This is a genomic window from Peribacillus sp. NPDC046944 (genome assembly GCF_050272735.1).
Lineage (GTDB): Bacteria > Bacillota > Bacilli > Bacillales > DSM-1321 > Peribacillus.
Map to the genome: position 1 here is coordinate 79,682 of NZ_JBNNML010000007.1, position 12,400 is coordinate 92,081.

13 protein-coding genes are annotated in these 12,400 nt (G+C 39.8%); 2 read left to right on the forward strand and 11 right to left on the reverse strand.

The annotated features are described in order from the left end of the window. Nucleotides 1–18 precede the first annotated feature (18 nt). The 3 genes from ACQKIC_RS14310 to ACQKIC_RS14320 form a co-directional block, all read right to left on the reverse strand. Nucleotides 19–1,017 carry an HD-GYP domain-containing protein gene (locus ACQKIC_RS14310; RefSeq protein ID WP_402988097.1) on the reverse strand — a complete coding sequence of 333 codons (999 nt, stop codon included), beginning with the start codon at nt 1,015–1,017 and terminating at the stop codon, nt 19–21. Between the two features lie 77 nt (nt 1,018–1,094). Then, nucleotides 1,095–1,286: a zinc-finger domain-containing protein gene (locus ACQKIC_RS14315; protein WP_402869055.1), complete on the reverse strand. Its 192-nt coding sequence runs from the start codon at nt 1,284–1,286 to the stop codon at nt 1,095–1,097. Then, nucleotides 1,264–1,962, reverse strand: a complete 699-nt coding sequence (locus ACQKIC_RS14320) for a ribonuclease H family protein (RefSeq protein WP_402869057.1) — start codon at nt 1,960–1,962, stop codon at nt 1,264–1,266. The genes ACQKIC_RS14315 and ACQKIC_RS14320 overlap by 23 nt, the downstream gene beginning before the upstream one ends. Before the next feature lie 255 nt (nt 1,963–2,217). Between ACQKIC_RS14320 and ACQKIC_RS14325 the strand changes: the two genes are divergently transcribed. Together ACQKIC_RS14325 and ACQKIC_RS14330 are read left to right on the forward strand one after the other, a co-directional pair. Next, a complete protein-coding gene (locus ACQKIC_RS14325) occupies nt 2,218–2,625 on the forward strand; it encodes a reverse transcriptase-like protein (protein ID WP_402869059.1) in 408 nt (135 codons plus the stop codon). Continuing rightward, complete coding sequence (locus ACQKIC_RS14330) at nt 2,609–3,511, forward strand: DMT family transporter (RefSeq protein ID WP_427591769.1); 903 nt, start codon at nt 2,609–2,611, stop codon at nt 3,509–3,511. Before ACQKIC_RS14325 ends, ACQKIC_RS14330 begins: the two co-directional genes overlap by 17 nt. Nucleotides 3,512–3,542: 31 nt before the next feature. Here the strand turns inward: ACQKIC_RS14330 and ACQKIC_RS14335 are convergent, their stop codons facing one another. The 8 genes from ACQKIC_RS14335 to ACQKIC_RS14370 form a co-directional block, all read right to left on the reverse strand. Continuing rightward, complete coding sequence (locus ACQKIC_RS14335; RefSeq protein WP_402869063.1) at nt 3,543–3,836, reverse strand: DUF6123 family protein; 294 nt, start codon at nt 3,834–3,836, stop codon at nt 3,543–3,545. Between the two features lie 110 nt (nt 3,837–3,946). Further along, nucleotides 3,947–4,792 carry a 5'-3' exonuclease gene (locus ACQKIC_RS14340; protein WP_402869869.1) on the reverse strand — a complete coding sequence of 282 codons (846 nt, stop codon included), beginning with the start codon at nt 4,790–4,792 and terminating at the stop codon, nt 3,947–3,949. 117 nt (nt 4,793–4,909) lie between these two features. Then, nucleotides 4,910–5,737: a sulfurtransferase gene (locus ACQKIC_RS14345; RefSeq protein WP_403079409.1), complete on the reverse strand. Its 828-nt coding sequence runs from the start codon at nt 5,735–5,737 to the stop codon at nt 4,910–4,912. Beyond that, complete coding sequence (locus ACQKIC_RS14350) at nt 5,725–6,507, reverse strand: DNA polymerase beta superfamily protein (RefSeq protein ID WP_427591768.1); 783 nt, start codon at nt 6,505–6,507, stop codon at nt 5,725–5,727. The genes ACQKIC_RS14345 and ACQKIC_RS14350 overlap by 13 nt, the downstream gene beginning before the upstream one ends. A gap of 26 nt (nt 6,508–6,533) precedes the next feature. Further along, nucleotides 6,534–10,244, reverse strand: coding sequence for a dynamin family protein (locus ACQKIC_RS14355; RefSeq protein ID WP_427591767.1), 3,711 nt, complete (start codon nt 10,242–10,244; stop codon nt 6,534–6,536). A 182-nt stretch (nt 10,245–10,426) separates the two neighbouring features. Beyond that, nucleotides 10,427–10,585 carry a hypothetical protein gene (locus tag ACQKIC_RS14360; protein WP_402988084.1) on the reverse strand — a complete coding sequence of 53 codons (159 nt, stop codon included), beginning with the start codon at nt 10,583–10,585 and terminating at the stop codon, nt 10,427–10,429. Nucleotides 10,586–10,737: 152 nt separating this feature from the next. Beyond that, a complete protein-coding gene (locus ACQKIC_RS14365; protein WP_402869069.1) occupies nt 10,738–11,268 on the reverse strand; it encodes an isoprenylcysteine carboxyl methyltransferase family protein in 531 nt (176 codons plus the stop codon). Beyond that, complete coding sequence (locus ACQKIC_RS14370; RefSeq protein ID WP_402869071.1) at nt 11,268–12,356, reverse strand: type III polyketide synthase; 1,089 nt, start codon at nt 12,354–12,356, stop codon at nt 11,268–11,270. Before ACQKIC_RS14370 ends, ACQKIC_RS14365 begins: the two co-directional genes overlap by 1 nt. Nucleotides 12,357–12,400 lie beyond the last annotated feature (44 nt).

Genomic DNA, 12,400 nt, shown 5'->3' on the forward strand with positions numbered 1-12,400 from the left:
ATCCGGCTCTTTGTCTCATTAACTCATGATCCGCTCAATTTGTAATTCCTTTTCCATTCTTAAATCCACGAAACCTGCATCGGTTTTCATCAGTACTTTAAGAGGGTCATATGGGTTTATCATGATAATCGTCCCAATCTGCTGATTCGTCAGCATGACTTCTTTTCCCACTAGCGTTTCCATCAAGGAATTAATGAATACCAACAAAATTTCAGGATTGAATTTTCCGAATACATCTCGGTTCATTTGTTCGATGACCATATAAAATGGCATGGCCTGATGATAAACCCGATTTGAGGACATGGCATGAAACACATCAGCTATTGCTACGATTTTGGAAAGATAGTAAATATTATTCCCGTTCAGGTTTAATGGATATCCATGCCCATCCTCACGCTCATGGTGCTGAAGTGCCGTCAATGCTATAGAAGGATGGAGCCCTGGTATGTTCTTAAGTAGCTCGTATCCATAAATCGTATGCCGTTTCATTTCTTCATATTCTGCTAAGGTTAGTTTCCCCGGCTTGTCTAATAAACTCTCAGGTATCCTAGTTTTACCAACATCATGAAGGGTTGCCGCTAATGTAAGATTGGAGAGACTTTCACTCGACAATCCGAGCTTCTTCCCTAAATAGGTCGCTATGATCCCGACCCCTATATTATGCTTATACGTATATTCGTTTTTGGACTGCATTTCTTCGAATAAGTAGTAAATATCCGGAATCCTGGCTGCCTCTTGAATGACTGGGACAATTTCCGCTTGAATTCCGTCAATTGTCCTGCGTTGAATTTTCTCTTCTTTGCGTATGTCATCAAATATATTCTTTATTTGTACCGTAATATCGTTTATTTGGTGGTGTAGGTGATCCCCCATTTTTTGTTTATCATAAAGGTCACTAACTGACGACTCTTGGTTTTCTTTTGTCTTTTTATTCAGTTCTTCCAACAAAGAATCGATTTCGGGAATGGTAAGCGGTACTTTCCACTCTTTATTTAACTTTCCTTTTCTTTTATTCATAGCTCCACACTTTTCCTTCTTTTTCCCCATAATACCATATTATTCTATGTTATTGTGAAAAAAGTAGGACCCACTTCTTATACCTGTGTATCATCAACCAGTTTGTTTCCCAGCTCTCTTAATTTTTCTCCCACAGTACACTGTGATATACAGAACTTATGAGCATATGAACGACCTTTATCTTTTCGGAATTGTTTTTGCAGAAAGCAATCCTGGCAGTAAGATACAATCACCTCTTCTACTTCTTCATATATTTTTTTCCGATTCATCGCTATTACGACTCCTTTGATCAATAATTTCCAAATTACTAAAAATGGATTCACCTTGAAGAGCGAGTGTTGCCAAACGATCCGCTTCCTGATTCTCCTTCCGCGAAATTGGCTTATAGACCGGAATGATTTTCATCTTTTCCAGTTTCGCTTCTATGCGATCCAACCATTTATTTAGGGTCTCTTCCATGCATGGCCAATCTCCCGACAATTGATTCAATACAACAAGGGAATCTCCTTTAAAGGAACAGCTTTGATGATGCACACCCAAGTCTTCCATCCGATTCAACGCCTCATAAAATGCAGCATACTCCGCTTCATTGTTGGATTCCAATTGTTCAAGCTTTACATTCGAGCGATTGCGGAAGTGTTTTTTTCCCTGCCGATAATAAATGGCTACGCCTATTCCAGCAGTTTTTTGATCTTTTTGGTAGCCCCCATCAAAAAAGACCGTCACATCCTGCGGCTCCTCTTCAACCACTGTCAAAAGTTTCTTTAATTCTTTCTTCGTCCATGTTGTATCGAAATCATCCTTGAATTCTACGTCCTTCAGTCGGCCCGTTTTTTCAAGGTCGTCAGCTATGATTAAAGCACTTCCGGCATCAAGCCAATCTGAAGTGAAATCCGCTGAAGGTTTCCTGGAGGTTTTATATTTCCAATGCATGATTACTTTCAATGATTTTCAGCTCCTTAAAATCGCTCTATTTCATACGATTAAGTTCGACAATTTTCATACCTATTTTCCGTAATACCATCTATAATATAAAATATACTAATAAATATTCTTATAATATTCCTTTATAGTAGTTCCCTAAACAACACGAATTTCTCACTTTGGAAATGAAATATTTTTCGTTTCCAAAGTGAGAATGATATAGGAAACAAGTTTTAATCATATCATATTAATATTGTGTACTCGAGGAGGAACATCATGATTGAAGTGTATATAGATGGTGCAAGTGCCGGAAACCCTGGACCAAGTGGCGCAGGCATTTTCATAAATAATAACGGTGTGGTAGAGCGTCATTCAATTCCACTTGGCTGTATGGAAAACCACGAGGCGGAATACCATGCATTAATTAAGGCTTTAGAGATTTGTGTTGCCAGTAATTATCAAGTCGTCTCATTCCGTACGGATTCCCAGGCAATTAACCAGGCTATTGAAAAGAAATTTGCTAAAAAGAAATACGGGCCCTTACTTTATGAAGCACTTAAACTAACCGACCAACTAGAGTTGTTTTTCGTGAAATGGATACCAAGTATAGAGAATAAATCGGCGGATGAGTTAGCTCGACGGGCCATACGTCTGAATAAGGATCAACATGAAAAAGACTGCTGATGCAACTTTACTATTCGTGGTATTTATTTGGGGTGTCACATTTGTAATGGTTCAAAATGCCATCTCTTTTCTCGAACCCTTTAGCTTTAATGCTGTCCGCTTTCTCATTGCCTTTCTGTTTTTGCTTGTACCATATTTTTTGACTTTACATAAAAAAGGGAATAGATACCATAAAGAAACAATGTTGGCAGGACTTCATATCGGGGTTTGGCTTTTCTTGGGTTATGCCTTTCAAACAAAAGGGCTAGAGTTAACGACTCCTGCAAAGACAGGCTTCATTACTGGATTAAGTGTGGTGATGGTCCCCGTTTTTTCTTTGGTGCTCCTCAAATTGAAGCTGTCACGCAATACGGTTTTGGGAGTCGTTGCTGCAACTTTTGGCCTTTACTTAATGGCATTCGTTGACCATTCATCTGTGAATGTCGGGGATTTCTTAGTGTTTCTGTGTGCCCTAAGCTTTGCCATGCAAATCATCACGACCGCAAAATATGCAAAAACCCTTCCGGCGCTTCCATTGACGCTAATACAAATAGGAACGGTATCCCTTTTATCCTTTCTCTCCGCCTTGCTTTTTGGTGAGAATTATTCAGTAGTCTTCAAGGCTGAGGTCATGCTACAGCCAGAGGTTTGGACGGCCCTATTAGTAACTTCAGTCTTGGCCACCTCATTTGCTTTTTTTGCACAAACCTATTTTCAGGCGTATACGACGCCCACTAGGGTTGCCTTGATTTTTTCTATGGAACCTGTATTTGCTGCATTGACCTCATACATATGGATTGATGAAAAATTGACAGTCGCTTCTTTAACCGGTTGTGGATTCATTTTTGCCGGCATGATTCTTGCTGAACTTCCACAAAGAAAATCTATACCGAGGGAAGTAACGTAAATAGGCTGGACTTCTACTTACGAAGTCCAGCCTATTTAAGTAAACCTTGTTCTTTAGCGAACGCTACCGCTGCAAAGCGCGTTTCAATGCCATTTTGCTTTAGGTTTTCAAGGAAAGAGATATAAAAACTGCCATCAAACTTTTTTTGGATTTTCAAGGTCAATTCGATTGCCGTATTGACTAAAGTATCACTCGCTTCCGTGTACCGTTTGCCAAAATAAATAAAGCCTATGGCATCATCTCCGAAAGAGAAACCTTTTCCTTCAAGAAATCTCACATATTCTTCAGTTGATTGCCCCACTACTGCATCCACTCCATCATTCATACTTTTTACATCTTACCGTAAATTAGGGGTTTTGCCTATCCATTTTTCGACAAAAACCCCTATTTAAATAAAAAACGAATTCCCCATCATAAGGAATTCGCTCATTCATTTTATAGCATCCGCAATAGTGTTTTATATTCATGATCCCTGGCAAGATTTTGGACTTTTTCACGATCGAATTGATAGATCGCCTGATCTAAGGTACATGATATCGGAACATCACATTTGATTTCCGCCAGCTGCCTTGATAAATGAAGCATATCAAGGGCTGATTCAATCTTTGTCCGCTGTCCCTTCGTCAATGAAGCAACATTTTCCAGGATACCCTCAATATTTTGATATTGTATCAATAACTTCAACGCTGTTTTTTCCCCAATCCCTTTTACACCTGGATAATTGTCTGCAGTATCACCCATCAATGCTTTAAGGTCGATCATCTGTCTAGGGGTAATCCCTTTCCATTCAAAGAAACTAGTGGGATTATGCACTTCATAATTGCCGTAACCCTTTTTTAGTAAGAGGACGGAAATGTTATCTTCAATCAGCTGAAGCATGTCTTGGTCACCCGTTAGGATTCCGACGCGACTATGATTGGCTGAAGCTTTTGCAATGGTACCGATACAGTCATCCGCCTCATACCCCGGAAGCCCTATATTAGGAATATCAAAAGCCTCGACCGCTTGTTTCGCTAATTCGAATTGTGGAATCATTTCAACTGGGGCAGACGTTCTGTTAGCCTTATACCCATCAAATAATTCATTACGGAAAGTTTTACTACCCATATCCCAGCAAACTGCAATATGACTAGGGGAGAAATGATTTACCGCTGTGAGCATATGCTTTAAGAAACCCTGTACAGCATTTGTGGGGGCCCCTTTAGAATTAATCATAAACTGGCCTGTGACAGCCGTTGCATAAAAGGCTCTAAATAAAAGTGCCATTCCATCGACAAGCATAAAGGAAGGCTGCTGTTCTTTTTCATTCGTTAACACTTTATCACCTCTATCATGATGTATATCTATTTTACCATAGCTGTACACCTTTTTGAGGATTGTTAATTGGAAATAACTTAATCATCCTATAGGATTATCCGGGTAGGAAATCCAGTCACTGAAGCTTCCTACATATACCTTGACATTAGTGAAACCGGCTTCCTTCAGTGCAATATAATTGGGAGAAGCCGTCACACCTGAACCACAATAAACGATGATTTCCTTATCACCGCTAATACCCTCGAATGTTTTCTTCAGTTCATCCCTTTTCAAGAAATATCCCCCGTCAAGAACATTCGTCCATACCTTATTGATTGCCCCCGGTATGTGCCCTGCCTTTTTATCGATAGGCTCTACAATTCCTAAGAACCGTTTAGTTTCCCTTGAGTCTATCAACACCACGTCATCCGGTCTCTTTTCGCTAAACTCCTTCACCTTTTCGTAAGAAGCCAAAATGGGTTCATGTATGTGTAGTCGATATTCTGCCTGTTTATATTCTGGTATACTGGAATCCGAAGGGTACCCTCCATCCTTCCATGCCTGATATCCACCATTCAGGATGTAGACATTCTGGTGCCCAATATAGGAAAGCAGCCAAACGAATCTTGAAGCGAAGCTACCCTCCCCACCATCATAGGCAACTAAAATTGTATCGTTGGTTATTCCATATGATTCTAGCTTATTTTTAAACTGAACCAAATTCGGAAGCGGATGTCTCCCTCCATGTTCTTCAACCTGTCCAGATAAGTCTTTTTCTAAATCAAAATATACGGCACCTGTAATATGTTCTTTTTCGTATTCTTTACCGCCCACTTCTGGTGACCCAAGCTTATATCGGCAATCACAAATTCTGACATCCTCTAATTTGCTCATGGATATTAACTCTTCTACCTCTATTATATATCCCATTTTACTATCTCCCCCTTTAGAATGGACCAATTTATATGATTGAGTTCCTTCTCCATGTCCCTTCCCACCGGAAGCTTTGTTACATTCTCTTCCAAGAAGGGGAATGTTCCTTTCAAGACCTTAAGATTTTCTTCACTTGCAAGTTTCGGAAAATCTTCGTTTTTTTTAGCCATGAATATTGTAGTCATCCTCTTTTTCATATCTTCTTCAAGCACCACGGACTCCAGCAATTCCCACACATCTATGGGTGGTAGCGATTTTTTTTGGATTAGATAGTGTAACGTCAAATACGATCGATAAACTTGTACCCAAGTTTTAAACGTTTTAATTTCCGTATCCTTTTCTTCAGCCAATCGTTGAATATTGCTCTTAATCATGCGGAGGTAATGATGCCCTAAAACCTTTTTGGAATAAGCTACATTCATTAAACTTAGCATATTTCTGCGATAGGTTGGCTCGTCGATAAGTTGAATGGGAGACGTAACTAACTCATAAACAGAAGGGTTACTCTTTAACATGAGCCGGGAGGCCTTGAACAAATCCCATCCTACGAGGTCTAAAGAGCCCTCAACCAACTGGATGGAGTCGACAGGCTTGCTTATCGATAAATAGGTTTTGACTTCATTTTGGACATAAATAAATCTGACATCGAAATCCGAACTTGATGATGATAGACCAAAAGAATGGCTGCCTGTTACAGCAGCCATCATGATTTTAATATGTTCACGCTTTTCAAGTTCGGACAAAAGTGAAATAAGGTTTTCTTTCATAAAGTAACCTCGTTTCCATTATTATTCTAAGAATTCATTTTTACCAATTTTTCTACAGCAGCCTCATAGTAAGGTAAATCTACCTTTTCCTCTAAAGCAGCACGTAACCCAGCAAACACATCGGCTATTTCCGCTTGGAATTTCTTTTGAATCGATAGCAATTCCTGATCCAGAATCGTTGTATATAATTCAAAAAGACGGGCACCCTGTTCTTTCACGTAAATTAAGGCAGGCTCATCCAAGCGCAATTGGATATCCTCACTCATTTTTACCTTTTCATTTTTTTCGAAGAAGCTTTTTGGATTCTTGAACTGAGCTAACTCTTTTTTGAATTCACCCGCATCCATTTGGTTAAAAGCACTTGTGAACTCAAGGGACTCTTTCTCACTTGGTTCATATGGTTGTAACGAAATTGTTTTTCGGACATTCTGGATCTGTTGGAGCAAACCGACTTGTTTTTCATTCAACAATTTATTGACGAACATCTCAGTCCTCAATGCTGTGGCACGCATTTCCTGTGATAGGTCAAATCCTAATGATTCGAGTAGGTCCTTTAAGGCTAACTTAAGGACCTGTTTCAAGTCCTGTCCATCGTCCTTTATGACAGCAGGGTTGAATGATTCCTTGAAAAAGTCATTGAACCGGAAAAACACCCGTTGTTTACTATAGAAAGTCAATTCATCAATCTCTTTTTTCAACCGTAGTTTTTCGGCATCCCCTTTAATGACTTCCAAAATGCCTGTTATGGTCTGAGCCTCTTGCGCCAATGTCTCAAGGGCCTTTTGCTTGGCTTTCTCATCTTGCTTAGAGGCCGTAATAACATCACGCATTAATTCTTCGGTCCTTCGTACAGCCGCCTGCGCCGATTCGATTGCAAGCCCCGTTAAGTCATGTTCGATGAACGAATCGAATTGCAATTGAAATTCCGTTATGCCACTATCCTGAAGGAAAGAGTGCTTGAATGAACCAGGAAGTTTCTTTTCTGCCAAAGCACCTTTACTAGTAAGCGGGAATAGCTTTGGAAAACGGATACCGAAGCCATTCAATTGATCCGTAACATACTCCATCACTTCTTCCAACTCGTCGGTATTCTGGGCAAGATCGACTGCATTGACGATAAAGAACATTTTATCCATTGCAAAAGAATCCTTAACGCGACCAAGTTGGATCAGGAATTCTCGATCAGCCTTTGAAAAGGGATGGTTGTAATAGGTCACGAAGAGAATCGCATCCGAGTTTTTAATATACTCGAAGGCAGCTCCAGTATGCCTGGCATTAATGGAATCCGCTCCAGGGGTATCGACAAGCACCATGCCCTGCTTTGTCATTTCACAGTCGTAACGTAATTCAATCAAATCCACGAGACATGACTTCGATTCCTCTGCTGCAAAACTCTTGAATCCTTCCAAATCCACCGTTATGACTGACCCTAAATCTTTTTGGTATGGCGGCATTCCTTGATGGAACGCACGAAGGAAGGATAGATGAGTTTTCCCTTTATCCACTTCACCCGCTTTTTCGATAATCTCCAAAGCTAGTTGATGTGCCTCACTCAGTGACTTGGCAGTTTGACCAAACGCACTTAAAGCCAATTTCACATCCTCTAGGAGCATTTCTTCGGTTTTTAATTTAACAGTCGCTGTACCATGTGGATGTTCACTGTCCGAAGCCAAGATTTTATTGATTGCGGCAGTGGTAGGGTTCGGTGATACCGGTAAAACGGTTTCCCCCATCAATGCATTGGCGAAAGATGACTTGCCGGCACTGAAAGCACCGAATAATGCAACAGTGAATGTCTGCTTTTCGAGTCTACTCGCCTTCTCTGTTAATTCTTTATAGAGCGATTGGAAACCTTTCAAAGGTTGAATCAGTTTGGCTGCACTTTGTAAGTTTCTTGCCGTATCCATCAATTTTTCCTTACCACGTAAGTCCCCTTTACTCATAGAAGGGGTGACCGATTCGATTTGCACCTTTTTTTCTTCCATGGACGTTTGGGATGGCTTCTGTTTCTTTTCCTGATTTACCGCTTCGGTTTCACTCGTATTCATTATTTTAACCTTGATATTTTTATCTTCTTCATCCCATTGAGTCAGAAGTGCCTCGATATCACTTTCCTTGGCTGACTGTACAGTCTGATTGGCAATGGCATCCAACTGTTCCTTATGAGCGGCTATTTCACCGTTCATTGCTGCTGTAACCTTAAGGGCTTCTGCAAAATCAGCAAAACCTTCCAGCTCTTTATCAATGGATTCTGATTGTAAACCAATTCTTTCTTCCAGGGCGACAATCACTTTATTGAAAAATACATCCGCTTCATCACGGGACTTCTTTTTAATCGTGGAAGCTAGGTCATTGGTATAGTTCAATACATATTCCCCTGTAACATTGACCTGTGGTTTCAGAGATTTCCGGATATACTCTTCTGTAATCTCGATATGTAATGTCTGGGCATCACTTTCTAGCGTTGCATCATGTACTTCTGCCTCAGTAAGAGTCTTTACCGCCAACTCTTTAAGGTGCCATTCAAGTTGAGTCTTAACCTTTTCTTGCAAATCAGCTAAGAAGGATTGAAGGCGCTCCGCACGTTCAGCTTCCGTTTTTTTCTTTGCAAATAATAATCCCATTTTAAAATCGGGCTGGACGGATTCCAAGAATGATTTTCCCAAATCGCGAGTAGTTGCCGGCATGATATACGCGCTTTTCAAAATGACTTCCAAATCCTCGGCAAACTGGGCTTTTATCTTCTCCAAGCGATCCGTTAAAGATCCCTTTTCCTTGATTAGTTTATCCACTTGGTCTGTCAACTTTATCCGCTCTTCATTAGGAAGCTCCGACAGTACTTCAAATTCACTGGCATGTTCTTCTTCATACTGCTCTTTTAACCAGATAAGATGTCTTTCAACAAGAGCATTCGCAGATTGCATAATGGCGTCCTTGCCATTCGACAAACCATTTTCCGCCATTTCATACAGAAAATTCCGCACAGTTTCAATTTCATTCTCGCTATTGTCCAAATCTCTAACAGACGTAAAAAAGATTCCATCAGGATATACATTCCAATTCGCAAAAGCTTCTGAAACCGATAATTTAAAATTCTGGAAGCTCAGCTCATTTTCATCATGCTTATCAATCATATTGATAATTAAGTACGTCGGTTTTTCCGCTTCTACTAATTCTTTCGTGAAAAGGAAATTCACTTCAGATTGGACATGGTTATAATCCATAACATAAAAAACGACATCTGCTAGATGCAAGGCTGATTCAGTCGATACCCTGTGAGCATCATCGGTCGAGTCAATTCCCGGCGTATCCATGATTGCACAAGAATCTGGCAATTGAAACTGATTGGAGCTAATGGTAATGGCCGATACGGAATCGCCGTCCTTGGCGAATTTCTTTACCTCTTTAAAATCATATGGTGCAGGAAATACTACCGGTGGCTGATGATGATAAAAGACCTTGGCATAGTCATCTCCTTTTTGAACTTTAACTGTATTGGCACTCGTAGGAATCGGACTCGAAGGCAATACTTGATCACCCAAAAAGTAATTGATCATGCTTGATTTCCCTGCGGAAAAATGACCACAAAAAGCAATGATAAATTCTTCTTTATTCACTTTCATGATTAACTGTTTCAGTTTATCGGCATTACCCGTATCACCTGCCAATTGGAATTTTTCATACATGGCAGTCAAAATCCCCAATTTAGACTGTTGCTTGGTTACTTCAGAAATCATCTTTCCATACCCCTTATTCTATCGTCATTTTGATACTCCTATTGTAAACGATTTCGTTTGTTATTCATACCGTTTGCTTGATGTTTTACTAGTAAAAGACGCCGTAATGCATTGGAAAACTCAAAAAAGCCCACAATTTTGTGGGCTTTCATAAGGCTTATTGCTTTACTGAATGCAGATTCTTACCGAGGTGAGGGTGTTGGGTGGTAACTAGCTTGATTTTCGTTATTTGACTGGGTTAAAGAACGATTCACCTTAGCCGGTTTTTGGATATTATTCAACACATGTTTCATCACAAATGTATATGTAGCGACTGTCAATAAAATGAATAACCAAATCATTACAAAACACCATCCTCTTTTATATTCGTACATTTTTAGTTTTAATTGTCATAGTTTTTCTTTTCAATACAACCATTGAGAATAATTTTCATCTTCATTTAGAATCTTATCACGAACGATAATCATTTTCAATAAGAAAACCAAACTTTTTATTATTTTTGCTTAAAAGCTGTAGAATATTCCGTATGTTCTTTTAAAGCCCTTTCTTCTAGTGGTATCCTCACTGACATCATCCAGACATTTAAAAGGCTGAATATCATTGCTGTATAATAAGCATTGAATAACAGTGAAATAACGATTATTTCAGTGGCCACGATGAGGTAATTCGGATGTTTAACATACCTATAGGGGCCTTTGATGATTACTTCCGCGTCAGGAACGACTATGATTTTTGTATTCCAATGCTTACCAAGAGACATGATCACCCAAACCCGGCCTACTTGGGCCAATAAAAACAACGATAACCAAATCGGCCAAAGGGGAGAAAAAGCTCTAGTAAATCCAACTACCTCAAATATGAGTGCTAAAAAGAAACTCAAGTGCAAGAGGACCATCCACCGATAATGGTCCACTCCATACTCGACTCCCCCAATTCTCTTCATCTGCTTTTCATTTTGCTTGGCGATGTATAATTCAGCAAGGCGCTGTAAGGCAATCAAGCCTATAAAAATCCCAAATAGCATCAGTTCCACCTCATTAATACTAATTCAGATGAAAATCCTGGCCCCAATGCAGCAGCAAGACCATATTGACCAGTTTGACCACTACGCTTCATGAATCTCTCCAGTACATACAAAATCGTAGCCGATGACATATTACCAAACTCTCTTAAAACCGCCATTGATTCCGCCGTCATCCCTTCGTTGAAACCTAACGATTCATGATAGGCATCAATAACCTTCTTTCCGCCAGGGTGGGCTATAAAATCCTTAATATCCCCAAGTCTAAGTCCTTCCTCCTTTAAAAAGTCTTCCACGTTCGGTTTAAGCCATTCCTTGATGATAGTAGGTATGTCTTTTGAGAAGATGACATGGAGGCCCTGGTCTTTCAAATCCCACCCCATCACATCCAATGAATTGGGCATAAGGGTGGATTGTGAATTCAAGAAATGCAGATGGTGGTCTTTATTTGATTTTCCTTCAACCTTAGCATCATCACCGCAGATCAAGACACAGCTAATTCCATCGGAAAATAAAGAGGTCCCAATTAAATTACTTTTGGAAATATCATTTTTCTGAAAGGTTAAGCTACACAGTTCTACACACAATACGATAACCTTTGCTTTCGGAAACGCTTTACAATATTCAAATGCGCGTGATAGGCCACTTGCCCCCCCGGCACAACCCAGCCCCCATATCGGTATCCTTTTCATATGAGAATTAAAAGGAAGTTCATTCATGATTCTCGCATCTATGGTTGGGGTGGCTATTCCAGTACTTGAAATATAAAAAAAGGCGTCAATTTCATTAGGATGAATCCCATTTTTCAAGAAATCAGTATTAGCCAAACACTTTTCTACGGCCTCTTTTCCGAATTCGACAGCCTGTTTAACATATACTTCATTTTTTTCTTGAAAAGTATGATCTTCCCTAAACCAATCCAGGTCATTGGAAAAATACCTATTTTCAACTTGGCCGTTTTTGAACGCCTGCAATAATCGTTCTATATTCTTAAAAGATGCACCGAAAATTTCGCGGGAAAACTCCATGATTTTTTCCTGTGAAAGTTGATAAGGGAGTTTTATGTGGGAAGCAGATAAAAGATATGACATGAATTCACTCCTTATTAAGCAATATATGGTTAAGCTTCCCATTC

What these genes read in the sequence shown, in the direction of transcription:
- ACQKIC_RS14310 (WP_402988097.1), bottom strand. Translation starts at nt 1,017, where the DNA reads ATGAATAAAAGAAAAGGAAAGTTAAATAAAGAGTGGAAAGTACCGCTT.
- ACQKIC_RS14315 (WP_402869055.1), bottom strand. Translation starts at nt 1,286, where the DNA reads ATGAATCGGAAAAAAATATATGAAGAAGTAGAAGAGGTGATTGTATCT.
- ACQKIC_RS14325 (WP_402869059.1), top strand. Translation starts at nt 2,218, where the DNA reads ATGATTGAAGTGTATATAGATGGTGCAAGTGCCGGAAACCCTGGACCA.
- ACQKIC_RS14330 (WP_427591769.1), top strand. Translation starts at nt 2,609, where the DNA reads ATGAAAAAGACTGCTGATGCAACTTTACTATTCGTGGTATTTATTTGG.
- ACQKIC_RS14335 (WP_402869063.1), bottom strand. Translation starts at nt 3,836, where the DNA reads ATGAATGATGGAGTGGATGCAGTAGTGGGGCAATCAACTGAAGAATAT.
- ACQKIC_RS14340 (WP_402869869.1), bottom strand. Translation starts at nt 4,792, where the DNA reads ATGCTTGTCGATGGAATGGCACTTTTATTTAGAGCCTTTTATGCAACG.
- ACQKIC_RS14345 (WP_403079409.1), bottom strand. Translation starts at nt 5,737, where the DNA reads ATGGGATATATAATAGAGGTAGAAGAGTTAATATCCATGAGCAAATTA.
- ACQKIC_RS14350 (WP_427591768.1), bottom strand. Translation starts at nt 6,507, where the DNA reads ATGAAAGAAAACCTTATTTCACTTTTGTCCGAACTTGAAAAGCGTGAA.
- ACQKIC_RS14355 (WP_427591767.1), bottom strand. Translation starts at nt 10,244, where the DNA reads ATGATTTCTGAAGTAACCAAGCAACAGTCTAAATTGGGGATTTTGACT.
- ACQKIC_RS14360 (WP_402988084.1), bottom strand. Translation starts at nt 10,585, where the DNA reads ATGATTTGGTTATTCATTTTATTGACAGTCGCTACATATACATTTGTG.
- ACQKIC_RS14365 (WP_402869069.1), bottom strand. Translation starts at nt 11,268, where the DNA reads ATGCTATTTGGGATTTTTATAGGCTTGATTGCCTTACAGCGCCTTGCT.
- ACQKIC_RS14370 (WP_402869071.1), bottom strand. Translation starts at nt 12,356, where the DNA reads ATGTCATATCTTTTATCTGCTTCCCACATAAAACTCCCTTATCAACTT.